The 22165-nt window shown below is 67.5% G+C and carries 22 protein-coding genes; 8 read left to right on the forward strand and 14 right to left on the reverse strand.

Annotated features, from left to right (window positions below; genetic code table 11):
- Positions 1–24: 24 nt before the first annotated feature.
- The 8 genes from OHB26_RS02185 to OHB26_RS02220 all read right to left on the reverse strand — a co-directional run bounded on the left by OHB26_RS02185 (position 25) and on the right by OHB26_RS02220 (position 7133).
- Positions 25–1305 carry a ComEC/Rec2 family competence protein gene (locus OHB26_RS02185; protein WP_330182556.1) on the reverse strand — a complete coding sequence of 427 codons (1281 nt, stop codon included), beginning with the start codon at positions 1303–1305 and terminating at the stop codon, positions 25–27.
- Between the two features lie 319 nt (positions 1306–1624).
- Complete coding sequence (locus OHB26_RS02190) at positions 1625–2911, reverse strand: ComEA family DNA-binding protein (RefSeq protein WP_330182557.1); 1287 nt, start codon at positions 2909–2911, stop codon at positions 1625–1627.
- Positions 2912–3060: 149 nt separating this feature from the next.
- Positions 3061–3903, reverse strand: a complete 843-nt coding sequence (locus OHB26_RS02195; RefSeq protein WP_330182558.1) for a DegV family protein — start codon at positions 3901–3903, stop codon at positions 3061–3063.
- A gap of 32 nt (positions 3904–3935) precedes the next feature.
- A complete protein-coding gene (gene octT, locus OHB26_RS02200; protein ID WP_330182559.1) occupies positions 3936–4802 on the reverse strand; it encodes a diglucosylglycerate octanoyltransferase in 867 nt (288 codons plus the stop codon).
- Positions 4792–5451 (reverse strand): histidine phosphatase family protein, encoded by a 660-nt coding sequence (locus tag OHB26_RS02205; protein WP_330182560.1) that lies wholly within the window; start codon positions 5449–5451, stop codon positions 4792–4794. The genes octT and OHB26_RS02205 overlap by 11 nt, the downstream gene beginning before the upstream one ends.
- A complete protein-coding gene (rsfS, locus tag OHB26_RS02210) occupies positions 5451–5864 on the reverse strand; it encodes a ribosome silencing factor (protein WP_330182561.1) in 414 nt (137 codons plus the stop codon). The genes OHB26_RS02205 and rsfS overlap by 1 nt, the downstream gene beginning before the upstream one ends.
- A complete protein-coding gene (nadD, locus tag OHB26_RS02215) occupies positions 5861–6505 on the reverse strand; it encodes a nicotinate-nucleotide adenylyltransferase (RefSeq protein WP_330182562.1) in 645 nt (214 codons plus the stop codon). Before nadD ends, rsfS begins: the two co-directional genes overlap by 4 nt.
- A 274-nt stretch (positions 6506–6779) precedes the next feature.
- Positions 6780–7133: a hypothetical protein gene (locus tag OHB26_RS02220; RefSeq protein ID WP_330182563.1), complete on the reverse strand. Its 354-nt coding sequence runs from the start codon at positions 7131–7133 to the stop codon at positions 6780–6782.
- 190 nt (positions 7134–7323) lie between these two features.
- Here OHB26_RS02220 and OHB26_RS02225 point away from each other — a divergent pair, with 190 nt between their 5' ends.
- From OHB26_RS02225 to OHB26_RS02245, 5 genes are all read left to right on the forward strand, one after another.
- Positions 7324–8640 carry a helix-turn-helix domain-containing protein gene (locus tag OHB26_RS02225; protein ID WP_330182564.1) on the forward strand — a complete coding sequence of 439 codons (1317 nt, stop codon included), beginning with the start codon at positions 7324–7326 and terminating at the stop codon, positions 8638–8640.
- Positions 8641–8942: 302 nt separating this feature from the next.
- Positions 8943–9344, forward strand: a complete 402-nt coding sequence (locus OHB26_RS02230) for a TOBE domain-containing protein (RefSeq protein ID WP_330182565.1) — start codon at positions 8943–8945, stop codon at positions 9342–9344.
- 5 nt (positions 9345–9349) lie between these two features.
- The gene (gene modA / locus OHB26_RS02235; RefSeq protein WP_330182566.1) at positions 9350–10138 is read left to right on the forward strand and encodes a molybdate ABC transporter substrate-binding protein; all 789 of its coding nucleotides are present in this window, start codon (positions 9350–9352) and stop codon (positions 10136–10138) included.
- Between the two features lie 211 nt (positions 10139–10349).
- On the forward strand, positions 10350–11165 hold the full coding sequence (modB, locus tag OHB26_RS02240) for a molybdate ABC transporter permease subunit (RefSeq protein WP_330182567.1): 816 nt from the start codon (positions 10350–10352) through the stop codon (positions 11163–11165).
- A complete protein-coding gene (locus tag OHB26_RS02245) occupies positions 11162–12211 on the forward strand; it encodes an ABC transporter ATP-binding protein (protein ID WP_330182568.1) in 1050 nt (349 codons plus the stop codon). The genes modB and OHB26_RS02245 overlap by 4 nt, the downstream gene beginning before the upstream one ends.
- Here OHB26_RS02245 and OHB26_RS02250 read toward each other — a convergent pair.
- The 4 genes from OHB26_RS02250 to OHB26_RS02265 are packed head-to-tail and all read right to left on the reverse strand — an operon-like array spanning position 12208 to position 16229.
- On the reverse strand, positions 12208–12540 hold the full coding sequence (locus OHB26_RS02250; RefSeq protein WP_330182569.1) for an MmcQ/YjbR family DNA-binding protein: 333 nt from the start codon (positions 12538–12540) through the stop codon (positions 12208–12210). The two genes, OHB26_RS02245 and OHB26_RS02250, sit on opposite strands and share 4 nt — an antisense overlap.
- 11 nt (positions 12541–12551) lie before the next feature.
- On the reverse strand, positions 12552–14003 hold the full coding sequence (locus OHB26_RS02255; protein WP_330185466.1) for a vWA domain-containing protein: 1452 nt from the start codon (positions 14001–14003) through the stop codon (positions 12552–12554).
- Positions 14004–14052: 49 nt separating this feature from the next.
- Positions 14053–14934, reverse strand: a complete 882-nt coding sequence (locus tag OHB26_RS02260) for an AAA family ATPase (protein ID WP_442942839.1) — start codon at positions 14932–14934, stop codon at positions 14053–14055.
- 26 nt (positions 14935–14960) lie between these two features.
- Complete coding sequence (locus OHB26_RS02265; RefSeq protein ID WP_330182571.1) at positions 14961–16229, reverse strand: glutamate-5-semialdehyde dehydrogenase; 1269 nt, start codon at positions 16227–16229, stop codon at positions 14961–14963.
- A gap of 225 nt (positions 16230–16454) precedes the next feature.
- On the opposite strand from OHB26_RS02265, the gene OHB26_RS02270 reads away from it, so the two are divergent.
- The gene (locus tag OHB26_RS02270) at positions 16455–17975 is read left to right on the forward strand and encodes an MFS transporter (protein ID WP_330182572.1); all 1521 of its coding nucleotides are present in this window, start codon (positions 16455–16457) and stop codon (positions 17973–17975) included.
- Between the two features lie 16 nt (positions 17976–17991).
- On the opposite strand, the gene OHB26_RS02275 is transcribed toward OHB26_RS02270, so the two are convergent.
- Positions 17992–18648, reverse strand: a complete 657-nt coding sequence (locus tag OHB26_RS02275; protein ID WP_330182573.1) for an SgcJ/EcaC family oxidoreductase — start codon at positions 18646–18648, stop codon at positions 17992–17994.
- Between the two features lie 111 nt (positions 18649–18759).
- On the opposite strand from OHB26_RS02275, the gene OHB26_RS02280 reads away from it, so the two are divergent.
- Positions 18760–19617 (forward strand): ribokinase, encoded by an 858-nt coding sequence (locus tag OHB26_RS02280; protein WP_330182574.1) that lies wholly within the window; start codon positions 18760–18762, stop codon positions 19615–19617.
- 1 nt (position 19618) lies between these two features.
- Here OHB26_RS02280 and OHB26_RS02285 read toward each other — a convergent pair whose 3' ends face one another.
- Positions 19619–20197 carry a TetR/AcrR family transcriptional regulator gene (locus OHB26_RS02285; protein ID WP_330182575.1) on the reverse strand — a complete coding sequence of 193 codons (579 nt, stop codon included), beginning with the start codon at positions 20195–20197 and terminating at the stop codon, positions 19619–19621.
- Between the two features lie 118 nt (positions 20198–20315).
- Here OHB26_RS02285 and OHB26_RS02290 point away from each other — a divergent pair, with 118 nt between their 5' ends.
- The gene (locus OHB26_RS02290; RefSeq protein ID WP_330182576.1) at positions 20316–22058 is read left to right on the forward strand and encodes a nitroreductase family deazaflavin-dependent oxidoreductase; all 1743 of its coding nucleotides are present in this window, start codon (positions 20316–20318) and stop codon (positions 22056–22058) included.
- The last annotated feature ends 107 nt before the right edge of the window (positions 22059–22165 follow it).

Raw genomic sequence — 22165 nt, forward strand, 5'->3', positions numbered from 1 at the left:
CCGCCCCGACAACCCCGGCACCCGTCACCCCGTGCCGAGTCGCGGACGCGATCCCGCTATGAGCAGACCGCACAGCACCGCGGCGATCACACCGGAGCGAACCCCGGTCGGGAGTGTGATCGAGGCGCCGAGCGCGGCGGCCCGATCGGCGACGGTGAGCAGCCACCATAGGGGTGGTGCGGTGCAGTACAGCACCAACTCCCCGAGCGGAGCCCAGCCGCACGCCAGTATCGCCCCGATGGCTCCCAGTACGGTGATCGGCGCGATCACCGGCTCCACCAGCACATTGACGCCGATGGCCACCAGGCTCAAATGCCCGGTGATGGCGATGACCACCGGCGTGGTGACCACGAAGGCCGCGGCCGCCACCGCGAAGGCGTCGGCGGGCACCCGCCACCAGCCATGTGCGCGAAGCCGATCCGACCATCCCGGCGCGAGCACTATGAGTCCGGCCGTAGCGAGAACGGACAGTGCGAACCCCGCATCCACCGCCAACCGTGGCGACCACGCCAGCAAGCCGATGATCGCGGTGCACAGCGCGGGTAGCGCCTGCTTGCGCCGTCCGGTGCAGAGTGCGAGCAGAGCCACCGCTCCCATGACCGCCGCCCGTAAGACGCTCGGCGAGGGCCGGGCCAGAATCACGAAGAGCAGCAACGCGATTCCCGCCGCCACCGCGCCGACGCGAGGATCAACGGTCAGTGTTCGCATCGAAACCACCACGGCCCCGAGCAGAATGGTGATATTCGCGCCGCTGACAGCGGTCAAGTGCGCCAGATCCGTCTCTCGAAAGTTCTCCCGCACCCGCTCGGGTAGCCGCGAGGTATCCCCGATCACCAACCCCGGCAACAACCCTGCCGCATCGCCGGGCAACGCCCGCTGTGCCGCCATGGCGAAATCCGCCCGCACCCGTCCGGCCCCACGCTGCCACCAGGGCGCGACCCCCACCGCCAGCGGCGGCCCCTCCGCGCGCAGCACCACCACCGTCAAATCCGCCCGCCACGCCGCCGACACCCGCGCCCGAAACACCACCTCCTGCCCCGGCAACAACCCCTTCCACCCCACCTCGGGCGACAGCACCGTCACCGCTCCCCCGCCCCGCACCACCTCCCCACCCACCCGGAACTCGACCAGATCCCCCCGCACCAGCACCTTCTTCCCACCGAATCGCCGCTCGCCCAACTCCTTCGGATCATCCGCGACAACCACTCGTACCCGCACCCACTCCCCCTTCCCCACCGCCCGCAACGGATGCCCCTGCACCCGCCACTCATGCCAGGCCCCCGCCCCCGCAAATCCGGCCCCCACCGAAAACGCCCCCAACAACACCCACCCCACCCCTTTCCGCAACCCCCTCCCCTTCGGCCGAATCATCAACCCCCACAATCCCGCCGCCAACAACAAACACCCCACAGCCGTACAAACCCCCACCCGCCACCCGCCCACCAACGCCACAATCGTCGCCCCCCAGCAGCAGAACGCAGCGGGCACCAACCGAGCATCCAACTCTTCCGGCACCTTGTCGCCGTCGAGAGCAGCGCCCTGTTCGGCATCCCCGTCGGCGGTCATCTCGGGACCGCCCCTCCGTAAAATGCCTGCCACTGTGGGCATTCGAGATATTCGCGGCTCATATCGTCACCGCCGTGCGGAGGCGGTTGAGGCGGGCCGGGCCTATGCCTTCTATTTCGGCCAGTTGGTCTATCGAGGTGAAGCGGCCGTGCTGGGTGCGCCAGGTGAGGATGGCGCGGGCGGTGATCGGGCCTACGCCGGGGAGGGTGTCGAGTTGGGCTTCGGTCGCGGTGTTGAGGTTGACCTTCGCCGCGGGGCCGGTGGTGCGGGCCGGGGCGGTGGATGCCGCTGCGGCCGAAGGGGTTCCGGTCGCGCTGATGACTTTGCTGCCGATTTGGACCTGCTGGTTCGCGGTGCGGGGGCCGGTGCGGCCGACTACGAGTTGGTCGCCGTCGCAGAGGTGCTGGGCGAGGTTGAGGCCGGACAGGTCCGCTTCGGGACGGGGAGTCGCCGCTGCGAGGGCATCGGCCACGCGCGCTCCGAGCGGGAAACGGCGCAGGCCGCCGTGCTCGACCATGCCTATCACGCTGATGACCAATTCACCGGTCGAGGCGGGATGACCGTTCGCCTCGTTGGGCGACCCGGCCGACGAATTCGGCGCGGCGACAGGGGCTTCCGCCCCGGGAATCGCGCCGGGAGGAACCGCCGGTGCGGCGGCACGCCCGGTGGGTACCGTGGACCCACCGGATTGGGGAGCCGATCCATTCGGGGCAACCCCGGCAACGGTGGCAGCGGCGTTCTCACCGGGCGTGGTGGCCGCGTCGGGCATCGCGGTTTCCCCGACGGTTATCGGCGGAACCGGTTGCGCCACGGGCCTTTCCCGGAATGAGACCAGTGCGGCCAGAACGACCGCGACCGCGGCCACCGCCGCCAGCACGAGTGCGCCACGCGGACCCGGATCCCACCTGGTGCCACGGAAGCGCTCGGGCACCAGGCGTTCATGCCAGAGCGAGACCGGACCACACGGCTCGGAAAGCCATGCGGGCGTGGATGTCCCGCCGCCGCCGTATGGGTCGGCATGCGGGACGGTGTCGTTTCGATCCGCCGAGCCCCGCTCACGCGCGGACGTGCTCGGATGCTCCGGGCGCTCGTCGAAGTCCGAGTCCCGCTCACGCCGGGACGAATTCGGCTCCGTCCACTCATCGGGCTCTGAGTGCCGCTCATTGTCCGAGCGGTCGGTGTCCCAGCCGTCGGCGTCGCAGCCGCGAATAATTCGCCCGGGAACGGGCAGGGATTCGGCGTTCCAACGGGGTGGATGGGGCGGGGTCGGGGTGAATTGCGGCGGTGGGTCGATGAGGCCGCCGAGGCGGCGGCTGACCTCGCTGCGTTCGTCGGTTCTTGGCATGGAACCGACGGTATGACCGGGAGCGAACTCTGCCTCGGGGTCGACCTGGGGTTTCGCTGAGCCTGTGGATGGTTTTCGGCATTGTGGACAACGGGATTCCACAACCAGCGGGTCCCACGCTCAACGCTGTGAGCTGCGCGGTCGCGGTGTCAGCCGCAGCCGCCGGGGACCACGAGCGCACCTACCGCACCCATTCCCAGGTGTACTCCCAGGGTTGGTCCGAACTCGGTGACGATCAGCTCTCGAATACCGGGGATCAGATCGCGGAGTTGACCGGCGATCGTGTTCGCGGCCTCCTCCGCGCCGAGGTGCTGTACCGCCACCGCGGCTCCGTCGTCACCGGCCGCATCGACCGCCGCCGCAACGAGTTTGGCGAAGGCCTTGGAGCGGGTGCGAGCCTTTTCCCGCAGCTCCAGGCGGCCTTCGACGATCTGCAGAATCGGCTTGGTCACCAGCTCGGTGCCGAAGAACGCGGCCGCGGTGCTCAATCGTCCACCGCGGCGCAGTTGTTCGGTGCGGTTGACCACGATGAAGGCGCGCCCGCGACTGGCCGCGGCCACCGCCGAGTCGTAGACGACATCCAGGGGTGCCCCGGTCCGGGCCCGGCGCGCGGCGGCCAGCACCGGCAGCCCGGTGCCGAGTCCCGCGCTGAGCGAATCGACCAGCCGCACCCGATCGGCGGCGTCCATATCGCGCACCGCCTGCCGCCCGGCCTCCCAGGTTCCGGAGAGTTGCCGCGAAATATGCACCGCGACAACACCATCCCCGTCGCTGAGCTCCAGTGCCCGCTCGTATACCGCCTTCAGGTCGCCCGGTGACGCCCCGGAGGTCGTGACGGTGGACGAGCTGTAGTCGATATCGCAGTCGTCCACGCCCTCCCGAATCTCCCGGTCGTCGACGAGTACATGCAGCGGTACCGTGAGCACGCCCAGTTCGGCGACGAGATCGGCGGGCAGGCTGGCCGACGAGTCGGTGACAACCACGACGGCCATCGGCTAGCGATCCTCCTCGCGTGCAACGCCTTTCATACAGTCCGAACCTGACCGGCCGTCACTTCGGAGAGCACCTTCACCATGGCCTGGGCGACGGCGACATGCCCTTCCCAACCCCAGTGGATGCCATCGGGATTGGCGTCACCGTGGAAGACGTTCTCGCGCACGGCCTCTCCGAGATCCACCAGTGGGACCGAATTGGCCTCGGCCCATCTGCGGGTCGCCTGCACCATGGGTTCGCGTCCGCTGTGATGCCGGGCGTACGCGTCACACTGGTGCACGGACGGCAGTACCGCCACCATGGGCAGTTCGGGCCGCAAGCCCGCCAGCGCGTTTCGCGACTGTTCGAGATAGTCCACGCTCACCGCGGGCGGCAGCGCCACCGGCCAGCCCAGCGGAGAAAGCTTGGGCTGCAACCAGTTATAGGCGGTGCGCACCTGTCGCCGCGCGAAAGACGGTCGCACATAACGGATCAGCTCACGCAGCGCGGTGGGCAACGGCGACGGCAGTGAATCCATGCCGCCGGTCGCGAACACCACCGCTCCGGCGCGCGGTACGGTCGCCCACACCCGCGGATCACCGATCAGCGCCCAGTAGGCGTCGCGGCAGGTCCAGCCGATGCGCGCGACCAACTCCACGTCCCAGCCGAGTTCGGCCGCAACGAGATTCGGCCAGATCTTGGGATGGTTCGCGGCCAGCCCGCCCTTGGGCCCGAAGTACGAGAGCGAGTCGGCGATCACGAGCAGCACCGGCCGTTCCGCCGGTGCGGCGGTATCGCCGAATGCCGGTGCGGGCGCGCCCAACAGCGCGTCCGGCACCTGCCGAACACTCGTCACCTCCGATGCCCGCCGCAGCAGTTCATCGGAGACTTGCCGTTCGCCGGCATTGTCAGAGGACATCGGGAGCTACCTTCGCCAGCGCGTTCCATACATCGAGACGCCAGCCGGGCCGATCCAGGCTCGGACCGTGGCTGGTCAACTGCACCCAGCTGGTATTGGCCAGCCCGCCCAGGGCGGGCCAGTTCTCCGGTGGGAGGTCGAGAACGGCCGCGGTCAATGCCGCGATCAACCCGCCGTGCGCAACCAGGATGATGGTACGGCCGGGCCAATCCGCGCGCTCGTCGAAGAGTTCGTGCACCACGGGCAGCGCGCGTGCGCCGACCTGCAGTTTGGATTCGCCGCCCGGCGGGGTGAAGGTGGCGTCGAGTCGCCATTCCTTGCGCGCCCCGGGGGAAATGGCGTCGACCTCGTAGTGGGTCAGCCCCTCCCACTGGCCGAGGTCGGTTTCGCGCAGCCGGGTATCGGTGACGACGGGTAGTCCGGCGTGTTCGCCGACGCAGAGCGCCGTGTCATGCGCGCGCCGCAGATCGGAGGAGACGATGGCGATGACATCACCGGTCGCCATCTCCGGCGCGCAGTCCTTGGCCTGGCGGCGGCCGATATCGCTGAGTTCGGTGTCGATCTGGCCCTGCATGCGGTCGGTGGCGTTCCATTCGGTTTGCCCGTGCCGCAACAGGATCAACCGGCGGACGCCGGCAAGCTTGCTCACTACTCGACTCCGGCCTCGTCGTCTCCGGCAGCCTCTGCCTTGGCGCGCTGGTCCTCGAGTCCTTCGACGGGCACCTGCGGGCAGTCCTTCCACAGCCGCTCGAGGCCGTAGAAATCGCGCTCGTCATTGTGCTGGATGTGAATGACGATCTCGACGTAATCGAGTAGCGCCCAACGACCTTCGCGGGTGCCCTCGCGGCGCACCGGCTTGTACCCGGCGTCGCGCAGCTTATCCTCGACATTGTCGACGATGGCGTTGACCTGGCGCTCGTTGGGCGCGGACGCGATCACGAAGCAGTCGGTGATCACCAGCTGTTCGGAGACGTCGAGAATCACTACGTCCGATGCCAGCTTCTCGTCGGCCGCCAATGCGGCCACCGTTGCCATCTTCACCGCTTCGACGGATGCGCTCACCCTGCTGCTACCTTCCCGTTGCTGTCCGGCACATACAGGTGCCGCTTGGATATGTATTGCACGACCCCGTCGGGGACGAGGTACCACACCGGCCGACCTTCGCTCGCCCGTTTCCGGCATTCGCTGGATGAGATCGCCAGGGCGGGAATCTCGATCATGGTGACGGCGTCGGCGGGGTAGTCGCGGAGGTGTTCGGCCAGATGGTCGATATTCAATTCGTACCCCGGACGACTCACTCCGACGAATTTCGCCAGTTCGAACAATTCGGCCCAATCCTGCCAGGTGAGGATGCTGGCCAGCGCGTCGGCACCGGTGATGAAGTACAGATCCGCCTCCGGATACTGTTCTCGCAGCTCACGCAGGGTGTCGACGGTGTAGGTCTTTTTGCCGCGGTCGATATCGGTGCGGCTGACCGAGAAGCTCGGATTGCTCGCGGTGGCGATCACGGTCATCAGATATCGGTCCTCGGCCGAGGAGACGTACCGGTCGGCTTTCTGCCAAGGCTGTCCCGTCGGGACGAACACCACCTCATCCAGCGCGAACCGATTCGCCACCTCACTGGCGGCGACCAAGTGCCCATGGTGGATGGGGTCGAAGGTTCCGCCCATCACCCCCAACTTGCGGCGCCCGTTCTTATGCACAAAACCCGAGCTTACCGGGGGCTATTGGATTAACTCGGAAGCGGCGGTCCAGACCATGCCGACCGAGCGGTTCGCCTGCCCTTCCGGACCCGCGCGCCCGCTCCCCACAGCATGTACCCGCGACGCCGGACCGCCCGGTGACGGCCCCGCATATGCCGGGGTGCACGAGCCCGTTCCGACGGCGGCCACCAAATCCCGGCAACGAGTATCGGGGCGGCCACCGCCAACTGACCGAGGACGATCATCGCGCAGGTGACCCACTCCCCCATCCCATTCACCGCCCACCGCCGCAGCTGTGCAGCCGCGGCAGGATCAGCCCCGGCTCGCCGACGATGAGATGACACGCCCGCCGGATCACCTCGGGCGTGCCGACATGCTCGAGCGTCGGCGTAACCACCGCGCCCGCTCCGAACCGGCGCACCACAATCAGCAACCGTGACACCGGTTCCCGCACCTCCGGACCGATCCGCAAGGTCTTCACGAGGTCGTACCCGTGCTGCCCCGCCAGCTCGAGCAGGTCCAATTCCGCCCGCTCCCAAGCGCTTCCACTCAATTCCAACCGCAGATAACCAACCGCCTTCGGCAGCGACGACCTCAAAGGCTTCGGAGCCATATACGGACGAGTCATCCCGAACCTCCCTGTGCCGGTGTGCATGAACTCAGCCTGATCCACCCACAGAGCAGGCACGACGGCAGAATTCGCCGGGCGCTGCGCACGATCTGCCGTTGACACCGAGCGAATCCGGTGATCACGCCGCCTTGGGCATCCGGGCGGCTTTACAGTCACTCTCATCAGCCGTCGCGTCGGGAGGGCTCGAATGGCCAGTGAGGATGCCGTACCAGCGATTTGGGCGTCGACTGAGTTCCGCCAGCTACTCGCGAACGGACAATTCGGCAGGGCAATGGCCGCCATCCGCCGCGAAAAAGGCTTGAGCCAAGCCGATCTCGGTGAGCTGCTGCACTGGGATCGGTCGCATGCCGGTCGCGTCGAACGCGGCGAGGTGGACACCATATTCGATATCCGCGAACTCGTCCGCGCGGCGGACGCACTCGAAATCCCGCGCACCGCACTCCTACCGGCCTTGCTAGGAACCGCCACCCCGTGGACGATCGAAGTGGGGTGTGGCGAAGGAGTCGACGACGTGGACCGCAGAGAGTTCGGTATCGCAGCGACCATGGCGCTCATGGGTTCTGCCGTGCCGGTCACCGCCGCGACCGAGCCGATGACCGTCGGCACCGACCATATCGCCGCGATTCGGACCATCACCGACCAGCTGTGGGACCACGACAATCGCCTGGGTGGCGGTGCCGTGGCCGATTACGCGCTCCAGCAATACCGCCTGGCCCGCCGAATGCTCGACCACGGCGACTACGGTCCGCGTACCGGCGAGGCACTCGCCGCCACCACCGGCCGACTGTGTAGCTGCGCCGGTTGGCTTGCCCACGACGGTGGCCACCCGGACCTCGCACGCCGGTGCTACACCGAAGCGGTACTGCTGGCGGAACAAACCGGCGACACCGAATTGCTGGCCGCGGCGCTCGGCGGTCTGACCATCACCGCCACCGACCATCCACGCCGCGGCCGCGAGCCCGTGCGCCTTGCCCGCCGAGTGACCGAACTCGCGAGCACGATCCCCTCACCCCGCCTCAATGCCCTGCGCCTGGCCCGAGAAGCCGTCGCATACGCGGCAATCGGTGAACAGCGCGACTTCACCCATGCGATGACCCGGGTCTGGCATGAACTCGACCGCGGCTTCGACAATCCCGATGACCCGATCTGGCTGCACTTCGTCACCGAGGCCGAACTCCGAGTTCATGAGGCGCGGGGCCGAAAGCTCCTGGGCCAGCACACCCAGGCCGCCGACCTGTTCCGCGAATGCATCGATCGCCCCGAGAACCTCCCGCGCGATGAAGCCTCCTACCGCGCGTACTACGCCGCTTGCCTCACCGGCCTCGGCGACACCACCACCGCGATCACCGCCGCCCACTCGGCCCTCGATCTCCTCGAATCCCCAGTGAATTCACCCCGCCTGGTAGCCGAACTCCGCCCGGTCCACCGCGCAGCCGAACGGCTCCACACCACCGCGGCCCAACACTTCACCCACCGCTTCAACGCCCTCATCCGAGCCGCTTGATCGTCACCCTGGGCATGCGATCACCAGGAACTCGCCGTGCACAACCACGACGTGTCGCCCGCTCAATTCCGGTGATCGATCGTCCAGCAACTCGGAGCCCCCGCACCCTCACCTCCGGTCGCTGAGCGCCGACTCCGCCCGCCAATTCGCCATAACCGCAGGTACCGACCCCGGCCGCGGTCGGTTCCAGCTGACCATGGGCGAACTCACTCGGACGTTCCTCCGAATAGTTGGGCCGGAATCCGGCAGATGCTGTGTTGATCCGACTTGCACGCCGTACATACGGCAATATGCTGCCTATTGTGACGAATTTGCGGATCAGTGATGCGGCGGCGCTCATGGGTGTCAGCGATGACACGGTGCGTCGCTGGATCGAGCAGGGGCGGCTCGAATCGATCCGGCTCGAGAACGGGCGGATGGGGGTGCGCGGGCAGGATCTGGTCGAGGTGCTGCGCGCCACACATGCCGAAACCCCCGCTCCGGGTGTGATTGTCGCGGCCTCGGCGCGAAATCGGATGCGCGGCATCGTGACTCGCATTGTCAAGGACACCGTGATGGCGCAGGTGGAGATGCAGGCCGGGCCGTTTCGGCTGAGTTCGCTGCTGAGTCGGGAGTCGGTGGACGAACTCGGTCTCGAGGTCGGCAGCATCGCCGTCGCCTCGGTCAAATCGACCCACGTCGTGGTCGAGATACCAGAAAGTTGACGAGCATGAAGACACTCCGCACCCTCGGCGCGGTCGCAGCCGCATTCGCCGTCACCGCGGGTCTGGCCGGATGCGGTTCCGACGACAAGACGAGCACCTCGTCCGGTTCGGATCAGATCGGCGGGACGGTGACGGTGTTCGCGGCGGCCTCGCTGACCGAGACCTTCACCGAACTGGGCAAGGAATTCGAGTCCGCCCATCCCGGTGTGAAGGTGGTGTACAGCTTCGGGGCCAGTTCGGCGCTGGCCGAACAGATCAAGCAGGGCGCGCCCGCCGATGTGTTCGCCTCGGCGGCACCGGCCAATATGCAGCAGGTCGTCGACGCCGGTGATGTCACCGAGCAGCCCGCCACCTTCGTGAGCAACCGGCTGGAGATCGCGGTGCCCAAGGACAATCCGGGGCACATCACCGGACTGGCGGACTTCGGCAAGACCGATCCCAAGCTCGCGCTCTGCGCCGAGCAGGTGCCGTGCGGCGCGGCCGCCGAGAAGGTGTTCGAGACCGCGGGCATCACCCCACAGCCCGATACCCGGGAACAGGATGTGAAGGCCGCACTCACCAAAGTGACCTTGGGTGAGGTCGATGCGGCGCTGGTCTACCGCACCGATGTGCGGGCCGCCGGTGACAAGGTCGAGGGGATCGACTTCCCGGAGTCGACCGAGGCCGTCAACACCTATCCGATCGCCCCGCTGGCCAAGGCCCCGAACGCGGCCGCCGCCAACGCCTACGTCACCTTCATCAAGTCCGATCGGGCGAAGAAGGTGTTCGCCTCCGCCGGATTCGATACCCCGTGAGCGATCGGGCGATCCACGATGCAGCCGGTGCCATCCCGCGATGGCACGCACCCCGCACCGACCGAGCGATACACGGTTCGGTCCCATCACCACGGCCCGCGCCACCCCGCACCGACCGAGCAAAGCACGGTTCGGTTCCACCGCGGTGGCACGCACACCACGCAGGTGAGAGCGTGCGGGCCGTGCGCTTCCCATTCGCCGAGATGCCTCGATGAGGGCTACCTCGACTCGACGGCGGGCAGTGCGAGGACGACGACCGGTCATCCTCGTACTGCCCGCCGTATTGGCGCTGGCCTTTCTGATCACCCCGCTGATCGGGCTGCTGGTGCGCACCCCCTGGCCCACCCTGACCGATCGGCTGTTCAGTGCCGAAGTCGGTCAGGCGCTGCGGCTTTCACTGGTCTGCGCGACGCTCGCGACCGCGATCTGCATGGTGCTGGGGATTCCGCTGGCCTGGCTGCTGGCGCGGGCGCACGTTCCGGGGCAGGGCATTATTCGCGCCCTGGTGACCGTGCCGCTGGTGCTGCCGCCCGTGGTGGGTGGTGTGGCGCTGCTGCTGGTCTTCGGTCGGCGCGGTCTGCTGGGTCGGTATCTCTACGACTGGTTCGGGGTATCGCTGCCGTTCACCACTCCCGGTGTCGTCGTCGCGGAAGCCTTTGTGGCGATGCCGTTTCTGGTGATCTCGGTCGAAGGCGCGTTGCGCGCGGCCGATACGCGCTATGAGGAAGCCGCCGCGACCCTGGGCGCATCACCCTGGTACATCTTCCGCCGCGTCACCCTGCCGTCCGTGCTGCCGGGTGTCATCGCCGGAGCCGTACTGTGCTGGGCGCGCGCGCTCGGCGAATTCGGTGCGACCATCACCTTCGCGGGCAACTTTCCCGGTAGGACCACCACCATGCCGCTGGCGGTCTACCTCGCTCTGGAGACCGATCCGGATGCCGCGATCGTGCTCAGTCTCGTCCTGCTGACGGTCTCGGTCGTGGTGCTGGTCAGTTTGCGGGAACGCTGGATTCGAGGTTCGGTATGACATTGCGGGCCGAATTGCGTGTCGAGCGTGAGCGTTTCGGGCTCGATATCGCGCTGACCGTCGAGCCCGGCGAAGTGGTCGCGCTGTTGGGCCCCAATGGCGCGGGCAAGTCCACCGCGTTGCGGGCGCTGGCCGGACTGCTGCCGCTCACCGGCGGGCGGATTTCCGTGAGCGATCAGGTGTGGGATGAGCCGCCCGCGGTCTTCGTACCCGCCGAGCAGCGCCAGGTCGGTGTTGTATTCCAGGATTACCTGCTTTTTCAACACCTTTCGGCATTGGAGAACGTGGCCTTCGGACTGCGCGCCCGTGGTGTGCGCCGCGCCGATGCCCGTACGCGCGCCGCCGAATGGCTGGACCGGGTCGGCCTGACCGATCGCGCGCACGCCACCCCGCGCGCGCTCTCCGGCGGGCAGGCGCAACGGGTCGCGCTGGCGCGAGCCCTGGCTACCGAGCCCCAATTACTGCTGCTGGACGAGCCGCTCGCCGCGCTCGATGCGAGCACTCGCCTCCAGGTGCGCACCGAGCTGTCGCATCATCTGCGCGACTATTCCGGGCATACCGTCCTGGTCACCCATGATCCGCTCGATGCCATGGTGCTGGCCGATCGGCTGATCATCCTCGAGGACGGCGCGATCATCCAGCAGGGCGCGCCCACCGAGATCGCCCGTCGACCGCGCTCGGAATATGTGGCGAATCTTGTGGGACTCAACCTGTTTCGCGGCACCGCCAGCGGAACCACCGTCGACATCGACACCGGCGGCAGTCTCACCATCACCGAAAACTCCACGGGCCCGGTATTTCTGGCGTTCCCCCCGACCGCGGTGGGCCTGCATCCGGAGAAACCCACCGGCAGCGCGCGCAATACCTGGCCCGTCACCGTGGCGGGAATGGAGCAGCACGCCAACATCACTCGCGTTCGTCTGGACGGCGCACCCCCGGTGCTGGCCGACATCACCCCGGCGGCCGTCGCCGACCTGCGCCTACAACCCGGTATGCGGGTCTGGGCGGCGGTCAAGGCCACCGAGGTACACACATACCCGGCTTAGACTTGCGGCCGTTTGGCTTTCGGCAGTTTGGCGACGATCGCGTCATAGGACTGGTCGATGAGTTCGCGGAGCTCGTCGTCGGGCACTCTGCCGCCGACCTTGATCAGGTTCCAGCCGTACCTGCCGATGTAGTGCGAGACCGAGACGTCGTCGGGGTAGATGGCGACGAGTTCGTCGGCCTCGGGCCGCGTTCCGCATTTGAGGCTGACCGCCTCGCCGCTGCCGATGAAGGCGAAGATCTTGTCGCCGACCTTGGCGACGATATCGCCTTCCCACGGTTCGTCCTGCCAGGCACCGGGTTTGGTGAGGCAATAGGCGAGAACGTCCATGGCGGCCTCCTCTAGACGGGCAGTAGGCGGCCGACGACGGCGGTCAGCTGGCGGGCCGAGCGGCATTCGTGCATTTCTATGACCTCGGCGTATTTCTTGGCGGCGGAGTCGCCTGTGCCCCACATCTTCTCGGCTTCGGGGTTGAGCCAGTAGGCGTGTTTGGCCACCGAGACGAGTTGTTCGAGGGTGGCCAGGGCGGGATCGCGGTAGTTGTTGCGGGCGTCGCCGAGGATCAGCAGGGAGGTGCGGCTGGTGACCGCGTCGGGGAAGTTCTCGGCGAAGCCCTCCAGGGCGGAACCGTAGTCCGAATGTCCTTCGATACCAACGACATCGGCTTCGGTGAAGATGCGGCGGGTGATCTGATCGAGCGGAGTCACCGAATCGAAGAGTTTGGTCACTTCGTCGGAGCGGTCCACGAAGGCGAAGATCCGGACCCGGGAGAACTGTTCGCGCAGCGCGTTCACCAAAACCATGGTGAAGCTGGAGAATCCGGCCACCGAGCCCGAAATGTCGCACAGCAGTACGAGATCCGGCCGACCGGGGCGCGGCTTGCGGGTCTCCAGGTGAATGGGCACACCGCCGGTGGACATGGATTTGCGCAGCGTCTTGCGCAGATCGATCTCACCGCGACGAGCCCGGCGACGACGGGAAGCCAGGCGGGAGGCCAGGATTCGAGCCAGTCGCTGACTGGAGCGGCGCAGATCGTCGAGTTCGTGCTGGGAGATGCGCAGGAAGTCGGCATCCTCGGCCTGGCGGGCGACACCGTAGGTGGCGACGCGGTCGCGGCCGATGCGTTCGGCGACGCGGCGGCGGGTCTCGGCCTCGACGGTGCCGCGGAAGGATTTGATGCGCTGGCGGGCGGTGCGCCGGGCGACCTCGGTATCGAAGTCGGAGTTGTCCATACCCGCGGTGAGCCCGGCGATCAGCTTGGCCACCAGGATCTCGGGCTGCAGATCCTTCATGGTCTGGTACGCCGAGAAGGACGGACCACCCGCCGCCTGATACTGGCCCATCTGCTCGACCATCTGCGCGGCCAGCGCCTGGAGCTGTCGCTCCTGCTCACCGGAGGGACTCTGAACGAGCAACTCCGCCAGCATCTTCCGCAGTTCGATAATGTCGACCGCGCCATCGGGCTTGTACGGGATCTCGACCTCCTCGGCCCCGACGCGCTCGCCCAGCGCGGCCGGGAACCAGAGATCGAAGAGTCCGTCGAAGGTGGCGCGCTGGGTGGTGCGCCGCAGCAGCGCGCACGCCAGACCCTCGCGCAGTACCTCGCGGTCCATCAGATCCAGCACCGTGACAACCTGTGCGGCGTCGACGGTTTCGGAGGGGCCGACCGGAATTCCCCTGCCGCGCAGGGCCTCCACGAACCCGACCAGATGCCCGGAGAATCCGTGCTCGGCCGTCGGTCCGGGCGCGGTGGCGGATTTGGCGGTTCCCGTTCCCCCGCTCACCGCCCGCATCGCCGCCGAAACCAGTCCGCGAGGCGTATTCGCTGCGCCCGCCATGGCCTCAGGCCAGCTTCAGCTCGGACTGCGCGCGCAGATGATCGGCCTGATGCTTGAGCACCACTCCGAGCGTCGCGCGCACCGTCTTGTCGTCGAGATCCTTTGCGCCCAAAGCCAGTAGCGTGCGCGCCCAGTCGATGGACTCGGCGACCGACGGCAGCTTCTTGAGCTGCATGCCGCGCAGTACGTGCACGACCCGCACGAGTTGTGCGGCCACGGCGGGCTTGAGCTCGGGGACGCGGCTGGCCAGGATGCGGCGTTCGAGATCCTCGTCCGGGAAGTCGATGTGCAGATAGAGGCAGCGCCGCTTCAACGCCTCCGACAGCTCGCGCGTCGCGTTCGAGGTGAGCACCACGAACGGTTTGCGGGTGGCGGTGATGGTGCCCAATTCCGGGACGGTGACCGAGAAGTCGCTCAGGATCTCGAGCAGCAGGCCCTCGATCTCGACATCGGCCTTATCGGTCTCGTCGATGAGCAGTACGGTCGGCTCGGTGCGCCGGATGGCGGTCAGCAGCGGCCGCGAGAGCAGGAATTCCTCGGTGAAGACGTCGGACTTGGTCTCGGCCCAATCGTTCTCCGAGGACGCCTGGATGCGCAGAATCTGTTTGGCGTGATTCCACTCGTACAGCGCCCGCGCCTCGTCCACGCCCTCATAGCATTGCAGGCGAACGAGTTCCGCGCCCGCGACCTCGGCGACCGCCTTGGACAGTTCGGTCTTGCCGACACCGGCGGGGCCCTCGATGAGCAGCGGTTTGCCGAGCCGGTCGGCGAGGAAGACCGACGTGGCGGTGGCCTTGTCGGCCAGATAGCCGGTTCCGGCGAGGCGCTCGATCACATCGTCGACCGACGAGAAGATCGGCTCCTGGATCGGTGCTGTAGGAGCCACGGATGCTGCCCTTTCTTCGAATGTAGCTAGACGGGCCGAATCTGGCCGTCGCCCCACACAATCCATTTGGTGGAGGTCAGTTCCGGCAGACCCATGGGGCCGCGCGCATGCAATTTCTGGGTGGAGATGCCGATCTCCGCGCCGAAGCCGAACTGCTCTCCGTCGGTGAAGGCAGTCGAAGCATTGACCATGACGGCGGCGGCGTCCACCCGGCCGGTGAATTCGCGTGCGGCCTTGAGATCACCGGTGACGATGGCCTCGGTGTGGCCGGTGCCCCAGTGGTTGATGTGCTCGACGGCGGCGTCCAGATCGGGGACGACCTTCAGCGCGATATCGAGGGACAGGTATTCATCGGCCCAGTCGGTATCGGTGGCGGGCACCAGCCCGGGCAGGTCACCGTGGATGGTGACGCCCTTGTCCGCGAGGGCCTTGATCAGGCGAGGTACCGCGGTCTCGGCGATGGCCTCGTCGATGAGCACCGTCTCGGCGGTATTGCAGACGCTGGGACGCCGGGTCTTGGCATTGATCAGAATGGCCTCGGCCATCTCCAGATCGGCATCGCGGTGCACGAAGATATGGCAGTTGCCGGTACCGGTCTCGATGGTCGGCACCAGGGCGTCCCGCACCACGGCATTGATCAGGCCCGCGCCGCCGCGCGGAATGACCACGTCGACCAGACCGCGCGCCTGGATCAGATGGGTCACGCTGGAGCGGTCGTCGGCGGGCAGCAGCTGCACCGCGTCCTCCGGAAGGCCCTGCGCCGTAAGCGCTTCGCGCAGTACGGTCACCAGCGCCACATTGGAGCGCACCGCCGAGGAGGAACCGCGCAGCAGCGCCGCGTTACCCGATTTGAGCGTCAATCCGAAGGCGTCCACGGTGACATTGGGCCGCGCCTCGTAGACCATGCCGACCACGCCGAGCGGAACCCGCGTCTGCCGGATCTCCAGACCGTTCGGCAGCGTCGAACCGCGGACCACATCGCCCACCGGATCCGGCAGCCCCGCGACCTGACGCAGGCCGGAGGCGATCCCGTCGATCCGAGCCTCGGTCAGCCGCAGCCGATCCAGCTGCGCCTCGGCGGTGCCGCCCGCGCGCGCGAGTTCGATGTCCTCGCCATTGGCGATCAGCAGCCGATCCTTGGCGGCGAGCAGGGCGTCGGCGGCGGCGTGCAGCGCGGCATCCTTCTGCGCCGTGGTGAGCTGGGCGAGCGTGCGCGACGCCAACCGAGCCCGGCGCGCCGCGGCATGCACCACCTCGCGGACGTTGTCCAGTTCAGTGGTGGTCGAAGCTGTCATGGGTACAGCCTACTTACCCGGTCATAGCGGTCATTCAGCGACTTCACACCGCCGCACTCCCCGCGTCGCCGTGGAGCCGACCCATCCCGCATCGAAGCCGCACACCCTTTACCCGGGGGTGTGCGGCCACGGCACGGGGTGTGCTGGGGAGCAGCGCGGCGGGACCGACCCGCCCGGAAGGAGATTCGCCGGGCCGGTGTCGGTGCGGCGGGCTAGTTTGAGCGGATGACCGCGAGTATCAAGCTGTCCTCCGCCGCCGGACGCTGGGTTCTGCTGGCCACCGTGCTCGGCTCCGGAATGGCGATGCTCGACGCCACCGTCGTGAATGTGGCGCTGCCGAGGATCGGTGACGAATTCGGCTCGTCCATGGCCGGATTGCAGTGGACCGTCAATGCGTACGCACTCACCCTGGCCGGGTTGATCCTGCTCGGTGGTGCGCTCGGCGACCGGTACGGGCGGCGGCGGGTCTTCATTATCGGTGTCATCTGGTTCGCGCTCGCCTCGGCGCTCTGCGGTGCGGCACAGGATGTTTCGATGCTGATCGCGGCGCGAGCGCTCCAGGGCGTCGGCGGCGCGCTGCTCACCCCCGGATCGCTGGCGATCATTCAGGCGTCGTTCGAACCGCAGGATCGGGCCCGCGCGGTCGGGGCCTGGTCCGGGTTGGGCGGCGTGGCCGGAGCCATCGGACCGTTCCTGGGTGGCTATCTGGTGGAGTACGCGGGCTGGCGCTGGGTCTTCCTGCTGAATGTGCCGCTGGCCCTGCTGGTTATCGCGGTCACCGCCCGGCATGTGCCCGAAACCTACGATTCGCGGGCGCACGGCAAGTTCGATGTGCTCGGCGCGGCCATGGCGGCGCTGTGCCTGGCCGGAATCACCTATGCGCTCACCACCGCACCGGAGCGAGATACCAACCGCGCCTTGGTGATAGGCAGCGCGGTGCTGGGCATTGCCGCGGGTATCGCGTTCGTCCTGATCGAACGCCGGCGCTCGGCCCGCGATGACGGACCCTCGCCGATGGTGCCGGTGGATGTCTTCGCCTCCAAACAGTTCACGGCGATCAACGGCGTCACCTTCGTCATGTACGGGGCGATGAGCGTGGTCTTCTTCCTGTTGGTGCTCACCCTCCAGGTGGTCTCGGGCTTCAGCCCGATCGCGGCGGGCACCGCCATGCTGCCCGGCACCGTCCTCATGCTGCTGTTCTCCGCGCGCGCCGGTGCACTCGCGCAGAAGATCGGTCCGCGCAAACCCATCACCGCCGGTGTCCTACTGGCCGCGCTGGGCATGCTGCTCATGACCCGCATCGGTGCGGACTCCTCCTACGTGACCGTGGTGCTGCCCGCCGCGATCGTTTTCGGCATCGGTCTGACCCTGGCCGTCGCACCGCTCACCGCGACCGTGCTGGCCACCGCCGATGAACGGCACGCGGGTGTGGCGAGCGGGGTCAACAACGCGGTGGCCCGCGCAGCGGGACTCCTTGCGGTGGCGGCCATTCCACCGCTGGCCGGACTCACCGGCGACGCCTACGGCAACCCCTCGACCTTTCAGCACGGCTTCCGTATCGCCCTGATCACCTGCGTCGTCCTCATGGTCGGTGCGGCCGCGCTGGCCTTCCTCACCGTCCGCGACGACGCCCTGGCCATCGCCCCCGCCACGGCCGAGCCGCTATGCAAGGTGAACTGCCCCATCGGCGCACCCCCGCTGGAGCCCGGCCGAGCCCTGACCTCGACCGGCGGCAAGGACGGCTGATCGACCGCCGGGATGCTCAGCGCTCGGCCTGTGGCTTGGTCGCCGGATCGAACAGGAACGAGATCTTCTCCATCACCCGTTGCCGCTGGGTGTTCTGGAAGCTGGCGATCCGCCACTGCCCGTCCTGTTCCCGCACCAGCGTGTAGGTCTGGGTCTTGGAGAGTTCGGACGGTCGATCGTCGTCGTAGCGGTCGCCGCGCGTGGTGACGATGGCGACGTTCCCGCCGTAGAAGCGGGCATCCAGGTACGAGTCGGCGAGCTTGGTGCCCTTGAGGAATCCGCTGAAGAGTGCGCGATGCGCCTCGGTGAGATCGTCGCGGCCTTCGTAATGGGTGCCGAGAAATGTGGTGTACGTGGCGTTCTCGGTGAATGTCGCACCGTAGGCGTCGGCATCGTTGCGGCCCCAGGCCGCGGTCATATTCGTCAGGGTTCCGCAGACCCCGCGGAGGTCGTCGGCGCTGCCGCCGTCCGGGATGAGGCTGGCGCATTCGGCGACACCGACATTTCGGACATCCGAGGTCTGGCTCAGCCAGACGTAGCCGCCCGCCGCGGTGATGCCCAGGGCGAGGGTGGCGACACCGAGGGCGCGAAAGACGGTGCGGTGACGGGACTTACGCGGGGCGGTGGTCGATTCGGCGGCGGTGGCGATCGTCATGGCGGTAGCCTTTCGCATCGTGTCTCTTCTTCCAAGATGTTTCTTCTTGAAAGATGTTTCTTCGTTAAAGAAGAGATTACGAGCGCGACCTACCCGTGTCAACCCCTCCGCACGACTACCGTGGCGATCATGGCGCGGATTGTGGTGGTGGGCAGCATCAATATGGATCTGGTGACGACCGTCAAGCGGCGACCGGAGCCGGGCGAGACGGTATCCGGGGAGAAGTTCTCGCTGGTACCCGGCGGGAAGGGATCGAATCAGGCGATCGCGGCGCGCCGCGCCGGGGGTGAGGTCGGCTTCGTCGGGGCGGTCGGGGATGACGTATTCGCCGATGAGCTGCGCCGGGTGCTGGTCGATGCGGGCGTGGGTGTTTCGCGGCTGCGGCGGGCGCACGGGCCGAGCGGAGTGGCGGCCATCATCGTCGATGACGGTGGGGAGAACAGCATTATCGTGGTGGGCGGGGCCAATTCGCGACTGACCACGCTCGACGAGGATGATCTCGAGGCGATCGCGCAGGCGGATGTACTGCTGTGCCAGTTGGAGATTCCGCTGCCGACCGTACTGCAGGCGGCTCGGCACGCCCGCGCGCACGACACCACGGTGATACTGAATCCCTCGCCGGTGCGCGAACTTCCGGAGCAGGTGTGGGCCGAGATCGATATCGCGGTGGTGAACGAGGGTGAGGCGGCGCAGCTCGGCGCGGCGCTGGACGCGGTTCCGCATGTGATCACCACGCTCGGCGCGGATGGCGCGATCTATCGCGGGCCCGATGGAATCACGCTGCCACAGCCGGGGGTTCGCGTGGAGGTGGTCGACACCACCGGCGCCGGAGACACTTTCACCGGTGCGCTCGCGGCGCATTGGCCTGACGGCCCGGAGATCGCGCTGGCCTGGGCGTGTACGGCGGGCGCGCTGGCGACCACGAAACTCGGTGCCAGCGCGTCGATTCCGACGCGCAATGCGATCGAACGGCTGCTGTCGCGCTGACTCAGGCGGCCGTGGTGCTCTTACCGGTGTGCACGGCCACCAGGTCGGCGAGCTGCTTTCCGGCGCGCTCGAGCGGATCGGTGGAGCGGGTGGCCAGTGACATGATGACCGCACCCTCCACCGCCGCCACGATGGTGGTGGCGAGGGAGCGGGCGATATCGGGCTCGACGGCCTCGACCTCGAGCCGGTCGGCGAGGATGCCCTCCCATTCGAGGAAGGTCGCGCCCGCGATATCGGCGGCCTCCGGGGATTCGGAGCGGCCCAGCGCCGCGGCCACCACCGGGCAGCCCGCGGTGAAATCGCTGGAGACCACCACCTCGCGCCACATGGCGGGGAAGGCGGCGAGCACGGTGGCCAGATCCGCGCCGGAGGTGAGCGTGCGCATGAGCGCACTGGACGCCTGTCCGGCGGTGCGGGTGGCCTCGGCGACCAGTTCGGACTTGCCGCCCGGAAAGTTCAGATAGACCGAGCGCCGCGAGATGCCACTGTGCTCGAGCAGTTGGGCGATGCCGGTTCCGGCGATTCCTTTGCAACGCATGAGGGCGATGGCGCTGTCGATGAGGCGGTCGCGGGCTCCCATGGTCGACTTCCTTCCTTGCCGTATACCGATCGGTGTACTACCGTTCGAGATATACCGATTGGTCGACCACTCGAGTGTAGACCGCCGCCACTCACCAGACGACGAATCGGGGCCACCTATGCCTGCAAACCGCGAGTCCGAGCCGACCGAACGCACCGGCAAGGCCAGCCCGGCCCTGCACGATCCCCTGCCGCTGGCCAGTGGCCAGGTACTGCCGAACCGACTGATGAAATCCGCCCTGAGCGAGGGGCTCGGCAACTCCGCCCTCGCCCCCGACGAACGGCTGCAACGACTCTACGCGCGCTGGAGCACCGGCGGGTACGGGTTGATAGTCACCGGCAATGTCATGGTCGACGGCCGCCACCTGGGAGAACCCGGCAATGTGGCCATCGAGGACGAACGGCACCTGGAGGCACTGACCCGCTGGGCCAAAGCGGGCAAAGACGGCGGCAGCAAGCTGTGGATGCAGTTGAATCATCCGGGCCGGCAGGCCAATCCACTGGTGACCCGCAACCGCGCGGTGGCTCCGTCCGCGATCGGTATGAGCATTCCGGGCGTACCCGCACCGCGCGCACTCACCGAGGACGAGATCCTCGACATCATCGGGCGCTTCGGCACCGCGGCCCGGGTCGCCGAGGCCGCCGGATTCGACGGGGTGCAGATCCACGGGGCGCACGGATACCTGGTGTCGCAGTTCCTGTCCCCGCTGTCCAATCAGCGCACCGACGCCTGGGGCGGTGACGCCGAGCGACGCAGGCGCTTCGTGCTCGAGGTGGCGCGCAGTATTCGCGCTGCGGTGAGCCCCGGTTTCGGCGTCGGCATCAAACTCAATTCGGCGGACTTCCAGCGTGGCGGCTTCACCGAGGACGAATCGCGTGCGGTCATCGAGAAGCTCTCCGCCGAGCAGCTGGATCTCATCGAAATCAGCGGTGGCAGTTACGAATCCCCCGCCATGCTGAATCGGCCGCGCACGGTGGCGGCGAGCACGAAGGCCCGCGAGGCGTACTTCCTGGAGTACGCCGAATCCGCCCGGGCGGCCGCCGGTGCGGTGCCGATCGCGGTCACGGGCGGATTCCGCTCGCGCGGCGCCATGATCGAGGCGATCGCCGAGGGCAACTGCGATATGGTCGGACTGGGCCGACCCGCAGCCGTAATTCCTTCCGCCGCAGCCGATCTGCTCAATGGCGCGAAACAGCTGTACGCCCCCGCGATCTCACTGCGGTTGCCCGCGCGGCTCGCGGCCAACAATGGCCTCAAGGCGTTCGACGGGGCACTGGACCTGCAATGGCACACCGACCAGCTGCATCTGCTCGGCGCGGGCAACGATCCCGATCTCGACCGCTCCCCCTGGCGCACCGCGGTAACCATGCTGCGTCGCAATGGATTCGACGCCCTGCGCAGTAAGCGCTCGGCGAGTACACCCACTCCGGACCGCACCGCCGCCAAATTCCGACGCGAGCGCGCCCTCGGCCGCTATGTCATGAACCCGACCGTCCGCGCGCTGAGCCGGGTCGGCCTGCGCACCGCACTGGCCACCGAGATCGAGACCATCGGACGCAAGACCGGTCAGCCGCGCCGCGTCCCGGTGTCGATACTCTTCGACGACCAGGGCGCCTGGGCCATCTGCCAGCACGGCTCCCGTTCCGGCTGGGGTAAGAACCTCGCCGCCAATCCCGAAATCCGTGTCCGCCAAGGCAATACCTGGCGCACCGGTACGGCGGTCTTCCTCCCCGAGGACGATGTGGTGACCCGCGCCGCCACCTTCGCCCCACACCCCCTGCTGGCTCCCATCGCCACCCGGGGTTTCGCCGCCCTGGAGACCAATCCCGTCACCGTCCGCATCACCTTCACCGACAACTGAAGAGCGCCAATTGCGTTATCGGATATTTATTTTCGTGTGATATGATGAATGCGAATCCGACTTTTCTTCTCTAGCATCGGTTTTCCCGACTGCTTCGAAGGAGAATT

It is taken from the genome of Nocardia sp. NBC_01503, from assembly GCF_036327755.1.
GTDB lineage: Bacteria > Actinomycetota > Actinomycetes > Mycobacteriales > Mycobacteriaceae > Nocardia.